This window comes from Shewanella sp. A22 (assembly GCF_053850585.1).
Genome location: NZ_JBSQBN010000053.1, coordinates 1 through 15,812, shown reverse-complemented (window position 1 = coordinate 15,812; position 15,812 = coordinate 1). Strand labels below are relative to the sequence as shown.

General features: G+C 41.5%; 15 protein-coding genes. All 15 read left to right on the top strand.

Annotated elements, in window-relative coordinates; genetic code table 11:
- Positions 1–72 precede the first annotated feature (72 nt).
- The 15 genes from rpmE (at position 73) to ACWXWT_RS11090 (ending at position 15,591) form a co-directional block, all read left to right on the top strand.
- Positions 73–285, top strand: a complete 213-nt coding sequence (rpmE, locus tag ACWXWT_RS11160; protein ID WP_456041657.1) for a 50S ribosomal protein L31 — start codon at positions 73–75, stop codon at positions 283–285.
- 436 nt (positions 286–721) lie between these two features.
- Positions 722–1,969 carry a malic enzyme-like NAD(P)-binding protein gene (locus ACWXWT_RS11155; RefSeq protein WP_456041656.1) on the top strand — a complete coding sequence of 416 codons (1,248 nt, stop codon included), beginning with the start codon at positions 722–724 and terminating at the stop codon, positions 1,967–1,969.
- Positions 1,970–2,150: 181 nt separating this feature from the next.
- A complete protein-coding gene (gene csrD, locus ACWXWT_RS11150) occupies positions 2,151–4,061 on the top strand; it encodes an RNase E specificity factor CsrD (RefSeq protein ID WP_456041655.1) in 1,911 nt (636 codons plus the stop codon).
- Positions 4,062–4,356: 295 nt separating this feature from the next.
- Complete coding sequence (locus tag ACWXWT_RS11145; protein ID WP_456041670.1) at positions 4,357–5,238, top strand: biogenesis protein MshI; 882 nt, start codon at positions 4,357–4,359, stop codon at positions 5,236–5,238.
- The gene (locus tag ACWXWT_RS11140) at positions 5,235–5,855 is read left to right on the top strand and encodes a PilN domain-containing protein (RefSeq protein WP_456041654.1); all 621 of its coding nucleotides are present in this window, start codon (positions 5,235–5,237) and stop codon (positions 5,853–5,855) included. Before ACWXWT_RS11145 ends, ACWXWT_RS11140 begins: the two co-directional genes overlap by 4 nt.
- Positions 5,852–6,508, top strand: coding sequence for an MSHA biogenesis protein MshJ (locus ACWXWT_RS11135; protein WP_456041653.1), 657 nt, complete (start codon positions 5,852–5,854; stop codon positions 6,506–6,508). The genes ACWXWT_RS11140 and ACWXWT_RS11135 overlap by 4 nt, the downstream gene beginning before the upstream one ends.
- 28 nt (positions 6,509–6,536) lie before the next feature.
- Positions 6,537–6,815 (top strand): MSHA biogenesis protein MshK, encoded by a 279-nt coding sequence (locus ACWXWT_RS11130; RefSeq protein WP_456041669.1) that lies wholly within the window; start codon positions 6,537–6,539, stop codon positions 6,813–6,815.
- A gap of 13 nt (positions 6,816–6,828) precedes the next feature.
- Positions 6,829–8,490: a pilus (MSHA type) biogenesis protein MshL gene (gene mshL / locus ACWXWT_RS11125; RefSeq protein ID WP_456041652.1), complete on the top strand. Its 1,662-nt coding sequence runs from the start codon at positions 6,829–6,831 to the stop codon at positions 8,488–8,490.
- Positions 8,491–8,519: 29 nt separating this feature from the next.
- Entirely contained in the window at positions 8,520–9,464 is a 945-nt protein-coding gene (locus ACWXWT_RS11120) for an ExeA family protein (protein ID WP_456041651.1), read from the top strand.
- A complete protein-coding gene (locus tag ACWXWT_RS11115; RefSeq protein WP_456041650.1) occupies positions 9,461–10,690 on the top strand; it encodes a tetratricopeptide repeat protein in 1,230 nt (409 codons plus the stop codon). The genes ACWXWT_RS11120 and ACWXWT_RS11115 overlap by 4 nt, the downstream gene beginning before the upstream one ends.
- Entirely contained in the window at positions 10,687–12,447 is a 1,761-nt protein-coding gene (locus tag ACWXWT_RS11110) for a GspE/PulE family protein (protein WP_456041649.1), read from the top strand. Before ACWXWT_RS11115 ends, ACWXWT_RS11110 begins: the two co-directional genes overlap by 4 nt.
- 2 nt (positions 12,448–12,449) lie before the next feature.
- Positions 12,450–13,664, top strand: coding sequence for a type II secretion system F family protein (locus ACWXWT_RS11105; RefSeq protein ID WP_456041648.1), 1,215 nt, complete (start codon positions 12,450–12,452; stop codon positions 13,662–13,664).
- Positions 13,665–13,696: 32 nt separating this feature from the next.
- Positions 13,697–14,275, top strand: coding sequence for a hypothetical protein (locus tag ACWXWT_RS11100; RefSeq protein WP_456041647.1), 579 nt, complete (start codon positions 13,697–13,699; stop codon positions 14,273–14,275).
- Between the two features lie 129 nt (positions 14,276–14,404).
- Entirely contained in the window at positions 14,405–15,010 is a 606-nt protein-coding gene (locus ACWXWT_RS11095) for a pilin (protein ID WP_456041646.1), read from the top strand.
- A gap of 35 nt (positions 15,011–15,045) precedes the next feature.
- Positions 15,046–15,591, top strand: a complete 546-nt coding sequence (locus ACWXWT_RS11090; protein WP_456041645.1) for a type II secretion system protein — start codon at positions 15,046–15,048, stop codon at positions 15,589–15,591.
- The last annotated feature ends 221 nt before the right edge of the window (positions 15,592–15,812 follow it).

Genomic DNA, 15,812 nt, shown 5'->3' with positions numbered 1-15,812 from the left:
GTTATTAACTGCATGTGGTGCTCAACTTCGGGTTGGGAGAGCGACATGGCCTTCAATTTAAGGTAACTCCAAATGAAAACAGGTATCCACCCAAATTACGCTGAAATTACTGCAACTTGTACTTGTGGTAACATCATCAAAGTGAACTCAACTGTAGGTAAAGATCTACACTTGGACGTATGTGGTGCATGTCACCCATTCTACACTGGTACTCAGAAAGTTGTTGATACTGGTGGTCGTATCGATAAGTTCAACAAGCGCTTTGGTGCACTTGGTAAAAAGTAATTGTTATTCAATTACGTTAATGAGGCGCCTTAGGCGCCTTTTTTGTTTTTATTTTTAACTCGCCAGTATTGTGCTGACACGAAAACTAATTTTTTGGTGCTAAACAATACAAAAATGCATAAAAGTCACTTTATTGTTATTTAGGCAAAATAAATTACAAATACTACTCACTATATGCCATTTTTGTGATAAATCTTGTTATTTTTCTACATTTTTAACTTGTTGATTTATATATATTCATATCTGATTAGTTAAATTAATGAAACGTCTCCTTTATTTAGGGGGACTACACCTCTTCAGAATAAGTTTTTGATTTATATCATCCTTGTATTAGCGTATTGTTATCAAAATTTTCTATGGTGAGCTAGTTCACAAAAATTGTGTGCGGTATAACCATATTTCTTCTTCATATATAGCGCATTTCAGGATGTATAAAATGTCAGATATTCGTCAACAAGCTCTCGACTATCATGAATTTCCAGTTCCAGGTAAAACCGCTGTTTGCCTGACAAAACCAGCCCAATCAAGCCATGATCTTGCGCTAGCATATAGCCCGGGCGTGGCTGAGCCCGTTAGAGAAATCGCATCTAATCCTGAAAACGCTTATCGATATACCAATAAAGGTAACACTGTGGCGGTGATTACAAACGGAACTGCCATATTAGGTCTTGGTAATTTAGGCCCGTTAGCCTCTAAACCTGTTATGGAAGGTAAATCACTTTTATTTAAACGTTTTGCTAATATTGATTCGATTGATATTGAAGTGAAGCACCGCACAACAGAAGATTTTATTAATACTGTCGAATCTATTGCCGATACCTTTGGCGGGATTAATTTAGAAGATATCAAGGCGCCTGAATGTTTTGAGATCGAACGCGAGCTCATTAGTCGATGTAATATCCCTGTATTTCATGATGACCAACACGGCACCGCTATTGTTACGGCTGCCGGAATGTTAAATGCGCTTGAAATTCAAGGGAAAAAAATTGATGACGCGGTATTTGTTTGCTTAGGTGCAGGTGCTGCTGCCATTGCGTGCATGACGATGATTGTTAAATGTGGTGCATTACGTGAAAATGTTTATATGCTCGACAGACAAGGTGTGATTCATACGCGTCGTGAAGACATCAATGAATATAAAGCCTTATTTGCTAATAATACTGATAAACGAACTCTGCAAGATGTGATTAAAGATGCCGATGCGTTTTTAGGATTGTCAGGAGCTGATTTATTGACCGCAGATGATATTGCGTTAATGGCGCCTAATCCGGTTATCTTTGCTTGTTCAAATCCCGATCCTGAAATTAAACCCGAGTTAGCCCATAATATCCGTCAAGACTTAATTATGGGAACTGGTCGTAGTGATTATCCAAACCAAGTGAACAATGTATTGTGTTTCCCGTTTATTTTTAGAGGAGCGCTTGATGTTCGCGCGTCTGTTATTAATGACGAAATGAAGCTTGCTGCTGTGCATGCCATTGCTAACCTTGCCAAAGAGCCTGTTCCTGCAGAGGTATTAGCGGCTTACCCTAATGTGGCATCGCTAAGCTTTGGTCCACAATATGTGTTACCAAAACCCATGGATCCAAGATTATTGCCCCTAGTTGCACGTGCAGTGTCACAAGCGGCAATTGATTCTGGCGTGGCGAGAATAACCACACTGCCAATGGAATATTCGGTATAAAAATACGGGTGAATTAATTCCAATAAGGGTGAAGTGGTATTATTGGTTTTCAGAAAAGGGGCATTAGCCCCTTTTTGTATGGTGCGTAAAAACGATTAGTGAAGTTGTAGAGCACAATCGTTATACTAGCTGACTTAGGAGTCATTAATAAAATAAAGAAATCCAGCAGGATAGCGGATAAATGAAACTCACCAAGATCCTTACTAAAAAAATGACCAGTTTTTGGTTGCTTTCATTGGCCGCCGTTGCCTTTGTGTTTTTGCTGTCTGCGGTGATGGGCTTTACTCAATTGACCTATGCTTTTCAGCAACAAAAAGTCGCTGAATTAGAAACTATGTTAGTTGCCGATTACCAACAACATGGCAGTAGCCAATTTTCGAGCTGGTTACCCCCATTATTAACCGCTTATAAAACAGTTGATTTTTCCTTGTCTCAGGGTAATCAGCTCGTGTATCAATTTCATGGTGATCAAGCTGGGGTCCCTAAAACTAGCTTGACCATGTATCAAGCTCAGTTGAGTCAGGACCAACTGTCGATGACCTTGACAATGCCGCCGCCATTTTCTTGGTATGACCTGGGTTGGCATGAACTGAGCATTCTATTTGTCGGTTTGATGAGCATTGGTTTTTTTGTTCGTTTTGGTTATGCGTGGTATTCCAGAGAGCTTGATGGAATTGAACAGCTTGCTCAACGTAGTAAGCTAATTTTAGATGGCAATCTGAAACAAGCTGCCGATGTGCCTACCAATGGTAAACCTCGAATGATCAATCGTGCATTAAGTAAATTGCTCGCCGACTTGGATGACGCTCATAAAGAGCGTGGTCGCTTAGATCAATTTATTCGTAAAGACACATTTCTCGATAAACAGACTCAAATTGGCAATCCGATATTTTTTCAAAATCGCCTAGATGGTTTAAGCCATAATCAAAAAATGATTGTTCATGGCGTATTGATGTTTATTGAGTTTGATGATGTTGACCTAGTGGAAGATGAGTTTGGGGAAGGCGGTGTGAAGGCTATGCTGTCTTTGACGACCGAAGCCATCACTGCAGCGTTAACACAATATGAAGACAGCATATTTGCACGTCGTAGCTATTCACAATTAGCCATCGTTGTACCACAGTTATCACTTATAGAAGCCGATCAGTTAGCACAACGAATACTCAAAACCTGTCTTGCCCTGCCTTTTCATGGTATCGGCAATCCAGATAATTTTTTACATTTGGGTTGTGCTTTTTTTAAGACGGGCGACTTACAAGTTCAACTTGTTGAAGAAGCGGAAATGGCACTGCGTGCAGCACAATTACAACGTGTTAATAATTGGTTTATGTATGACAAAGGTATATTAGATGAGGAGATTGCCAAAGGCTCTGTCCGTTGGCGCAGTTTTCTTGAAAATACATTAGTGTCAAAACGATTTTTTACCCTACAACAAGCTGTGGTCGACAGTGATGACCAGATTTTACATTATGAAGTGTTTAGCCGTGCACGAGACTTACAGGGTAACGATGTACGCGCAACCTTGTTTATACCAATGGCCAATAAGTGTGGTTTAATGCCACAAATTGAGCGGCAAGTATTGGAACAAGTACTTTTTCGGTTAATGAACGATAATACATTCACCTATAGTATCAATTTAAGCGTAGATAGTTTGATCAGTAGGGCATTTGTGCGTTGGATACAGTCGACATTACTAGAACATCGCCCATTAGCTGCTAGGCTTATTTTTGAGGTGTCAGAAGATATTATCGTTAAACATCAGAAGAATACTTCAGTATTAAAAACGCTTGATATGCTCAGAAAAATGGGCGCGAAATTGGCGGTAGACAATGTAGGTCAACATGTTGTGGGGACTCACTATATTCAAGAATATCATTTTGATTTGGTAAAACTACATCGTTCTATTGTGCGACGAGTGCATCAGCGATCGGAGAATCAGCTGTTTATTCGTAGTTTAATCGGTGGCCTTTACCGAGCCGAAGTTAAAGTGATTGCTGAAGGTGTTGAGTGTTTCGAAGAGTGGCAAACGTTGAAGATTTTGGGTGTGAGTGCCGCACAAGGCGATTTTTTGGGGCAAAGATCTGAAGTTTAAGTATTATAATGTTATGTTTGTTGCAATACTGACGTTAAAGCTTGTTTATCAATAGATTGTATTTTTATATTGAACAAATATTCGGTATTTTACTGATGAGTTATCGAATTATCTTATTAATACAATGTTTACTCGTAATCGCTGTTGGTCAACGAGTGAAAAGATAATTTGCTCTAATCGAAGTGCGGTGATGTTTTGTGATTATGTATTGGATGAATGGTCTTATTACGATTGTGATAAAGCACTAGCCAGTAAGTAAAAAATAATGAATAAGTTAGCGAATATGGGCCACGCAATGGATAATGGTTTTTTGAGTAAACTAGCCTTTTGGCAAACATCACAGCTAATGGGTGATGTAGGCGTATTTGTCGCTGACAACTGTCTTTGGGTGTACAAACCCAAGCAAGGGCAGTCTGCAGCGATTATTAGCCAGTTTTTAGTGAAAAAAAACGATTGGTCTCAAGCGTTTGATGCACTAAAGCATCAATTTGGCCGAGTTAGGCTACAATTAGTATTGTCTCATGAATATTACCAACTATTACAAGCCGACAAGCCCAATGTCGAGCCTGCTGAAGTGACTCAAGCACTACTTTGGTCGGTGAAAGATATGGTGTCAGATCCGGTGACAAATATCTATTTAGATTATTTTGAGTCAAGCATTATTGGTAATGAAAAAGTGAATGTGGTGGTGAGTAGCCGTCAATTTTTAATGCAATTGGCCAGTGCTTGTGATGCCAATGGGTTAGACGTCGCAGGAATAAGCATTGAGGAGTTAGCGTTAAGTCATCTACTTACTCACGATAATATGGCGCATATGCTGGTTGCTCACTTACCACAGCAAGAGCTACTCTTGTTGGTTGCGAAAGCGGGTGAAGTATTAATGCAACGTCGGGTGAGAGGGTTTAATCAACTTGATAAAGTGACCCTAGAAGAGCTACAACTCGGTGTAGCCGATAATCTTAGCCTAGAAATTCAACGTTCTATGGACTATTTTGAGAGCCAGTTGCGCCAAGCGCCAGTGGGTTCGATTAGCATCTTGGTTGAAGGTGACTGTGCATCATTGGCTAATCTTGTTGGTGCTAACTTTAATCAAAAAGTCATTGCTGTAGCTCACGATGGTGTATCAAGCTTACTTGCTCAGTTGGCGTTACAAGAATTAACTCGAGGTGAAGAGTGATAAAAACCAGTGTTAATTTATATTCAGCTGATTTGTTACCCAAAAAACAAAAGCTGACGCTGTTTAGAATGATACTCGTATTAACCATCTTCTGCGGATGCAGTGCGGTACTTTATGGCGTAGGGCTATGGCACACAGACGAACTGCAAGCTCTGACTCAGCTGGAAAATAGCAAAAAAAGCAGTTTAAATTCACAAAAAAGCAATTTAGAACAACAGATTGCAGCGCGAAAACCCAATGCGGACTTGGTAGCAAAAGTTGAGCTTGAGCAGCAACGCTTAGATATGAAAACAATGTTGAAAGATGAGTTAAGCCAGCGTAATACACTTATTAGCAAAGGTTACTCGTCCATGTTAACCGACTTAGCCGCCGTCGCTGATGCCAATGTATGGTTGAGCCATATTACTGTTGAGCAACAAAATGGCATTGCTCAACGTATTGAGTTTGAAGGTTATGGTCGTAATCCACAAAGTATTCCTCTTTGGATTGATAAACTAAAAAACACGCTAACATTAAAAGGCTATGCTTTTTCTGCGATGACGATGGATCGAGGCGAAGGGCAGCCATTGGCGTTTAAATTAATAAGCCAGCCCGTTGCTAAGGGGTCTGTACAATGAAGCAGCAATGGTTAATCTGGTCATCCAAGTTTAATGAGCTAAGCCAACGAGAACGCATATTGATTACGCTTGCTGTGCTGCTTGTCGCAGGTATGCTGATATTTATGCCTATAGAGTCGCTTTGGAAGCAGCATCAAGGCTTACAACGTCAGCTTACAGGCCTTGAACAAGATAATGCCACGTCCTTACAGCAAGTCGCACTCTATGAAGAACGCTTGCAAATTGATCCCAATAAAGATTACCAACAACGCTTACAGTTAATCAACGAGCAGATGCAGTTGATTGATGCCGATCTAAACGAACAGATGGTTGATATGGTGCCCGCTGACTATATGCCAACCGTTTTGGCAAACTTGCTAGGGAATGTAAAAGGCGTATCGTTAATGTCTTTTGCTTCCATTGCCCCCAAACCCTTATTAAAAGTGGAAGATGGCAGCAAAGTAAACCTTTATAGCCATGGTATTAAGTTGACGTTGCAAGGTGATTATTTTTCTATTTTAGCGTTTATTAAAGCCGTTGAAAGCATGCCTGATAAATTGTATTGGAAACGCTTAGATTATCGCGTAGAAACGCATCCAAATGCGTTAGTTGAATTAGAACTTTACACACTGAGTGTGAATAAGGACTTTATCAGTGTTGCAAATCAAGACTAGTGCTGTGGCGTTTGCCGCCAGCTTAACGATGATCCTAGTGTCGGCGGTTAACGCACAAAGCTTACGTGATCCTACGATGCCTGGGCAGGGTTTTATAGCTGTAAAAGCACCAGAGGATAATCAAGCGTTGGTGTTAAACAGCATTGTGAGTGGCCAAAATACCTATGCGGTCATTAATAATATTATTTTGTCGGTAGGTGACGCTGTTAATGGTAGTGGATTACGAATATCAAAGATCAGCCAAGACTATGTCACCCTTTCAGACGGAAGCAAACTTCAGCTATTTCAGTCGATAACAGAGCGATAGGATAAGAATAAAAATGAATGTGATTAAATATATTACCCCTCTGATGACGCTGTGCTTAGTTGCTTGCCAAACCGCAGACCGGCCGGATCCGCAAACGGCAAAAAATGCCTTGGCTGAGTCAAGACAACAAATAGAAACCAGCAAGGTTTCCACACCACCGCCAGCCGCGATGCCTGCTGATGTTCAACGTGAGCTTAATGGCAATAATGTTATGGGCCAATCAGCAAGAGCTTTGCCAGCAGAGCGCCGTTTTGATGTGTCGGCTAATGAAGTGGACGCCAGAGTATTCTTCCCCAGCTTAGTGAAAGACACACCGTTAAGTGTTGCGGTGCATCCTGAAGTGCAAGGTAAAATTTCATTATCACTAAAAGCTGTAACCTTGTCTGAAGCCATTCAAGTTGTGGAAGATATATACGGTTATGAAGTCAGCCGAGAAGGACGCATTTTACGGGTATTCCCGTCGGGTATGAGAACGGAAACGTTTCCATTAAATTATATCTATATGCAACGTGAAGGCTTGTCATTAACCTCCGTTAGCTCTGGACGTATTTCGGATCAAGACAGTAATTCAAATAACAGTAGCTCGAATAATAGTAGCTCAAGCAATTCAAGCAGTAACAGTAGTAATGGCAATGCAAACAGCAGTGACAATACAAATGGTACGTTTATTCGATCAACCACCAAAACAGATTTTTGGGGCGAGCTACAAGCCACACTGATGTCTATTATGGGTGAAACAGGCGGCGGGCGACAAGTTGTTGTTACCCCTCAAGCAGGGTTAGTTACCGTTAGGGCTTTTCCTGATGAATTACGTCAAATACGTAATTTTTTACACATAGCCGAAAGCCATTTGCAGCGTCAAGTGATATTAGAAGCGAAAATTATCGAAGTTACTTTATCCGACGATTACCAACAAGGTATTCAGTGGGAAAATGTATTAGGCCATGCGGGTAGCACCAATATTAATTTCAGCACCTCTGCTGGGCAAGGGTTAAGTAATACTATTTCGTCAGCCATTGGTGGCGTCACCTCGATTAATTTTAGCGGAAGTGACTTTAGCAGTATCCTTAATTTACTCGATACTCAAGGTGATGTAGATGTGCTTTCAAGCCCACGAGTGACCGCTTCTAATAATCAAAAAGCGGTTATTAAAGTGGGTAACGACGAGTATTTTGTGACTGATGTATCGACGACGACAGTTGCATCAACCACAACGGTGACCACTCCAGACGTTGAGTTGACACCTTTCTTCTCAGGTATTGCTTTGGATGTAACACCGCAGATTGATGAAAATGGTAATGTAATATTGCATGTTCATCCTTCAGTTATTGATGTGAGTGAACAAACAAAAGAAATAAAAATTAGTGACTCAACACTTGAATTACCTTTAGCGCAAAGCGAAATTCGTGAGTCTGATACCGTTATCCGCGCAGCCTCTGGTGATGTGGTTGTTATTGGTGGATTAATGAAAAGCGAGAATATTGAAACTGTGTCAAAAGTGCCGTTATTGGGCGATATTCCATTTTTGGGACAAGCCTTTACCAGTCGCACTAAATCAAAACAGAAAACCGAACTGATTATTATGTTGAAACCAACGGTTGTAGGTGGTGATACATGGAAAGATGAATTAAAACGCTCACAAGATTTAATTGAGCGTTGGTATCCGTCTAAATAACGTTTGCCGATAACGGATAGCCACTTATTATGTACTTGCAGCATTTTGGCTTAAGTCAGTTGCCTTTTACGCTTACCCCAAATACAGGTTTCTTTTTTGGGTTGTCACCTCATGTGGAAGCCTTGCAAGTACTCCAAACCGCATTACAAACAGGCGAAGGGTTTATTAAAGTCACTGGCGAAGTAGGTACGGGTAAAACGTTAGTGTGTCGTAAACTGTTAAATGACCTGCCGGCTCAATACCATTGTGCTTATTTACCCAATCCATATTTAACCCCTAAGGAACTGCGTTGGGCTGTTGCGGGCGAGCTGGGTTTGGCTTTACCCAATCAACTTGATCAGCAACAACTTACCAAGCTTATCCATGAGCGTTTATTAACGTTAAATCATCAAGGTTTCCATGTGGTGCTAGTGTTAGACGAAGCGCAATCATTACCGGATGAAAGTATTGAAGCATTACGATTATTCACCAATTTAGAAACCGAAAGCCGTAAATTATTGCAAGTGGTATTATTTGGGCAACCTGAGTTAGATGCTCGCTTAGCACAGCCTAAGTTCAGACAATTAAGGCAGCGTATTACTTTTAGCTATCATTTACGCCCGCTAACATGGGACGAGATACAGGCTTATATTTATTACCGGCTCGCTAGAGCAGGGTATGACGGGCCTGAACTGTTTCGAACATCAGACATTAAGCTTATTGCCAAAGCTGCTCGAGGTATTCCACGTTTAGTGAATATACTGACACATAAAAGTTTATTGTTGTGTTATGGGCAAGGCGGAAAAAAGGTATTAACTCGCCATTGTCATGCTGCCATCATGGATACGGAAGATATTAATGTACAACATAAACTGAGGTTCTCTCGTGTCAGTATGTTAATTATTATGTTGCTTGTTGTGCTTATGGTGTTTGTGGGGCTCAATGGCGAAAACTGTTGTGGAGAATGGATGACACAAATAGGCGAGATAAAATGAGCGTGATTATCAAAATGCTGAAGGATTTAGAGCAGCGCCAACAGCCTGGAGCTGAAACCCCGCCGAAGCAGCCTAAGGGCGAATTCGTGCAACCTCAAATTCAGTATCAATCTGTTGTTAAATCACGTTTGCCATTGGTTAGACTCATTATTGTTGCATTATTAATCCCTTTGTTGTGGTTTGGTGTGTCTATGTTCCGCCAATTAGATCATCAAATGGCCATCGCGCCAATGGCAGTCAACACCGTGGCAGAACCTAAGGAAAATCCGTTAGTCGTTAATGAGGCTACTGTTCCTAATATGGCCAATGAGTCAACTGAGATTAAAGCTTTAGTAACGGCATCCGCACCAGAATCAGCCCTAGCCAATATACAAGATAACAGTGTCGCGACAAATGAGTCGATGTCTACAACAAATGTTATCGCGAACGCCGAGATTGAGACAGAGCCTAAGACGGCATCTCAACAATCGAAGCCGGAAAAAATGACGGTTGTTCAATCAACGCTTCCCAAGATGAAGCCCATAGCATCGGATACGCGTGGAGTGGTCTCAACTTCAACCACAAATCAAACCGCGAGTACGCCAGTTAACACGCCTAAAGTCAAAAAAGAACCCGCGGATATGACTGTGCAAGAGGTCGTGCTGTCTAAAAAACAAATGGCCCAGTTGCAATATCGTAAAGCGATAGAGGCGGAGCAAGCTCAGCGTCTTGATGATGCAGCGGGTTATTATTTAGAAGCCATTATTTTGCAACCGAGTTTACACAAAGCTCGTAAGCAGTTAGTGGAGATTTATTATATACAGAATAATGTTACAACAGCGACGCGATTGCTTGAAAGTGGTATGAGTATGTTTCCGCAGCAATGGGAGTTTTACCTGATCCTGTCGCGGATCCAAACACAAACAAAAGCGTATGATCAAGCGCTGTCGACTCTGGCAATGATCCCAGATAATTCACCGTGGGCTAGAGATAAATGGATTGCTCAAACCGATTTAGCACAAAACGCTAATAACTTTGTTTTAGCTGAAGATGCTTACCGTAACTTATTGGTATCTGAGTCGACTCAATCTCGCTGGTGGATGGGGTTAGGGTACGCGCTCGATTCTCAAAAAAAATACTCACAGGCCGCTCAAGCCTACCGTTCAGCATTAAGTTATGAAGGGTTATCGACTTCAGCCATGACATTTATTGAAAAGCGTTTAGATCAGCTAGGAGAAAACCGATGAAGCCTAAATTAAAGATGCGGTTAGGAGATCTTCTTGTCCAAGAGCTGATTATCACTGACGAGCAATTACAGCAAGCATTAGCAGAGCAACGCAATTCAGGTAAAAAGCTCGGCCGTACCTTAATTGATTTAAAGTGTATTACTGAAGATCAGTTACTGAAGTTTTTATCTCAACAGCTTAATTTACCTTATCTTGATATTAGCCGCCGGCCGATAGCCGATGACGTGGTTAATATACTTCCCGAAGTTCAAGCAAGACGTTATCGGGCTTTAGTGGTTGAAAACCATCCCGAACATGTGCTCGTTGCAATGAGCGACCCTGCCGACTTGCAGGCTATCGACAATATCGAAGTACTCGTTGCCCCTAAGCAATTAATGATAGCAGTAGCGCCAGAACAGCAACTACTTGATGCGTTTGATAACCTATATCGTCGCACCGGCCAAATTGCTGAAATTGCGGGTAAACTTGATGAAGAATATGCCTCCGATGACATGTTCGACTTGGCCAACCTTACCCAGGGTGACAGTGATAACGAAACCACAGTAGTTAAATTGTTGCAGTCTATTTTTGAAGATGCGGTGCAAATGCGTGCGTCAGATATTCACATTGAACCAGGCGAAAAAGTGCTACGGATCCGCCAGCGTATTGATGGTCAATTGCATGAGAATATACTCAGTGAAGTCAATATTGCCTCAGCCTTGGTGTTACGGCTTAAATTAATGGCGGGATTAGATATTTCTGAGAAGCGTATGCCACAAGATGGCCGTTTTCATATGGAAATCAAAGGTCATCAAATTGATGTGCGTATGTCGACCATGCCGATTTATCATGGCGAATCAGTGGTGATGCGTTTATTGGATCAAACTACGGGTCTACGAACCTTAGATGAAACAGGCATGCCACCGCATATTGTGGCGCGTATTCGAAAACAGATTAAACGGCCTCATGGCATGTTGCTCGTGACCGGGCCAACAGGTAGCGGTAAAACAACAACGTTATACGGTATTTTAAGTGAGCTTAATACCGCAGATAGAAAAATTATTACCGTAGAAGATCCGGTCGAGTATCAATTGCCACGCATTAACCAAGTGCAGGTTAATCACAAAATTGGTTTAGACTTTTCTAACGTACTACGTACCACACTTCGTCAAGACCCTGACATTATCATGGTGGGGGAAATGCGCGACCAAGAAACCGTCGAAATTGGTTTACGAGGCGCGCTAACTGGTCACTTTGTGTTATCGACTTTGCATACTAACGATGCGGTGACCAGTGCATTGCGATTACTCGATATGGGGGCGGCAAGTTATTTAGTTGCCAGTGCGTTGCGGGTCATTATTGCTCAACGTTTGGTGAGGCGTGTTTGTCATAATTGCGCTGTGGATTATCAGCCAACAGCGGCTGAACGCAGCTGGTTAAAGAGTGTCACTAAAAGAGACATCAGTAGTGGCACCTTTAAAGTGGGCAGTGGTTGTCAAACTTGTAGTGGTTCTGGGTATCGTGGTCGAATTGGTATTTTTGAAATACTTGAGCTCGATGAAAAGATGATTGATGCGATGCGCACCGGTAATCCTCAGGATTTTGCGCGCGCAGCTCTTCTTAGTCCTCATTTTATTCCGCTCGCACATTCTGCGATGGAGTATTTATTCCAAGGTACGACAACATTAGAAGAGGTGTCAAAGCTGGTTGAAGATGTCAGTGAATCGAAAATACCTTTGTCGGAAGAGTTAATTAGCCAGCAAGATATTGGGTCGTAACCATGCCAACATATCAATATCGAGGACGTAATTCACAAGGACAGGCAGTTAGTTCACAACTTGACTCTGCCAATGAAAGCACTGCGGCAGATGCTTTACTTTCTCGGGGAATTATTCCGTTAGAGTTACGTGAAATTAAAGTTAAGCAATCGTTTTCGATGAGTTTGTTTCAAAGCAAAGTGTCACTTGAAGAGTTGCAAATTTTTAGTCGACAAATGTATTCATTGACTCGGTCTGGCATTCCTATTTTACGTGCTATTGCAGGTTTGTCAGAAACCACTCACTCCGACAGAATGAAAAAAGCTTTAGATGATATTTCTGAACAGCTGACGTCGGGAAGACCTTTGTCGTCGGCAATGAACCAACATCCAGATGTATTTGATTCACTATTTGTATCTATGGTTCACGTTGGTGAAAATACCGGTAAATTGGAAGATGCGTTTATCCAATTGTCTGGATATATCGAACGAGAGCAAGAAACTCGGCGTAGAATTAAAGCAGCGATGCGTTACCCAATGTTTGTGCTGTTTGCCATTACGATTGCGATGGTTATTTTGAATATTATGGTGATCCCCAAGTTTGCCGATATGTTTTCTCGTTTTGGTGCCGAACTGCCATGGGCAACAAAAGTATTAATTGGTACCTCTAATCTGTTTGTTAATTTTTGGCCCCACATGATAGTGGTATTAATTGCTGTGGTAGTGGGAATTCGCTATTGGCATCATTCAGAAAAAGGCGAGAAACAATGGGATTTATGGAAACTGCATATTCCTGCAGTTGGTTCTATTATTGAACGCTCAACACTGTCGCGTTATTGCCGTTGTTTTTCGATGATGCTTAGCTCGGGGGTTCCCATGACACAGGCATTGAGTTTGGTTGCCGATGCTGTTGACAACGCCTATATGCATGACAAAATTGTCGCAATGCGCCGTGGTATTGAGTCGGGTGAGTCAATGTTACGAGTGTCAAATCATAGCCAACTATTTACTCCGCTAGTGTTACAGATGGTCGCGGTGGGAGAAGAAACAGGCCAGATTGATCAGTTATTGAATGATGCTGCAGATTTTTATGAAGGTGAAGTGGATTATGATTTGAAAAACCTTACCGCTAAACTTGAACCTATATTAATCGCATTTGTTGCAGCTATCGTATTGATATTGGCATTGGGCATTTATCTTCCGATGTGGGATATGCTTAATGTGGTTAAAGGCGGTTAGGGAAAAATGCATAGCATGCACTGGATACAAGTATGTTGAGCCAGCAAAAATCCGATGATGATCTGCTGACCATTTATGGACGAGTCATTGCAATGTTGGTGCTGTTAGGCTTACTCGCTGTTTTTGGTATGCGTTATTTAAATAACACTTCAAATCTAGGTGGGCGAGGTTTACAGTTTGAACATAATCGTTTTTTGAATGTCTTAGCGATGGTACGAAGCCAATGGTTGGCTTCTGGTAGACCACATAAAATGCTGTTGTCTTGGCATAACGTTGCATCGAATGTGCCTTACGACATAGACAATAATGACAACAAAGAGAGTATACAAAAAAACAACCGCATTCAGACAGATGCGACTAACGAGGAGGTTGAGTCAAAGACAACAGATAATTGGATTTCTATGTCGGATCAAGGCTGGCCAATTATTGATACTAATGATGCCCAAGGTTGCGAACGTCTTTGGGGGCAATTGCTGGCAACCAACGTTCACGAGTTGCACCTTACGGTAGATTATCAACCTAATGATAATATTTGCCGCTATGATTCAACCAGTAAAGCCAGTTTACGTTACCAACTGCAAACAGGCAGAGTTATTTTTTTTGATGAGTAACAGAGAAAGAGAATCTCGTTAGTGTTAAAACCTTAATAAGCTGCTAATATTAGTCGAGTTATAGCTAAATCTATTTTGTTTTTCTTGTTGGGATATTTTATTGCAGAGCAATATAAAGGGTAAGTAATTATGAGATTGAAACAGCAAGGTTTTTCATTAATAGAGTTGGTTATTGTTATTGTTATCCTCGGTTTATTAGCCGCAACGGCAATCCCGCGTTTTTTAAATGTGACCGATGATGCAGAAGATGCCAGTGTTGATGGTGTTGCTGGTGGTTTAGCCACCGCCGTCAGCTTTGTGCGGGCTCAATGGGAAGTTGATGGTCGCCGAAATAATAGTGTGATCTTAGACGGTACTCGGGTGTCGCTTGACACTCGGTTTGGCTTTCCTACCGGCACAACCAATACCGATGTGACAACAATGACAAACGAAACTTGTCAGGAAGTATTTGATTCTATTTTACAAAATGCACCTAGAAATGTTATTTTTGACCAAGATGCAAGCCAGCAGCGTTATACCGTGAGAATGCTCGACGGTGTAGGGGGAACATCTATTAGTATAGATGGCCAAACTGTCAGTAATCTTGATGTGTGTGTGTATCACCAAACAGCAACATTAGTGCTTGACCAGACTTCAGGTGTTGCAGATCCTGAACCTGATTTAGTCACCGCAGGTGCTAATGGGGTAACTTATAATGCCGGTACGGGCCAAGTCGTATCATTTACTAACAACTAATTGGGTTTATCCATTTTTTATAGAGGTTTTTTAATATGCAAAAGCAACAAGGTTTTACATTAATCGAATTAGTGGTTGTGATCATTATTCTCGGTATTTTAGCGGTAACGGCAGCGCCGAAGTTTATTAATTTGCAAGGTGATGCGCGAGCTTCTGCGTTAGCGGGAGTGAGAGGTGCTATTCAAGGTGCAAATACCCTTATTTATTCTAAAGCGGCACTCGCGGGTGTTGAAAAATCTTCAACAACAAGCATAGATATCGCTGATACAACGGCAACAACAGATGATGTGGATATTGCTTTTGGCTATATCGTAGCGACAGAAACTGCTTTAGAACGAGCATTGGATGTAACATTTGATGCTGGGGACGTGGTTGATGGTGTTGCGACTGCTGCAGCCACAACTGGTACCGCTGATTGGATTATTAAAGCAACGGCCGCTACTACTGGTACGTCGGCTACTGCTGCAAACGTCGAAATTTGGCAAGCTGGTGCACCTTCTGCTTGTTCTTTTACCTATACTCAAGCAACAGCAGAATCAACTCCTGTTCTTTCTCAAACTCCTGATGCAGACAATTGTTAATCATTGCTCATTAGTCACAAAAAAGCCTGCTATTGCAGGTTTTTTTATGACCATTTTCTATCTAAGGTGAAATAGGATTGTTAATACATTTGATTTATACCAATCTCATTAAATATCTGGTCAGTTCAGAGTCTCTCAGGTTTTTCAATTCAAGGCACATTGATGTAGAAATGGTTGTTGCCTTTTAAATCGATGTAACACAGAAGTGGAATACCTGAGAG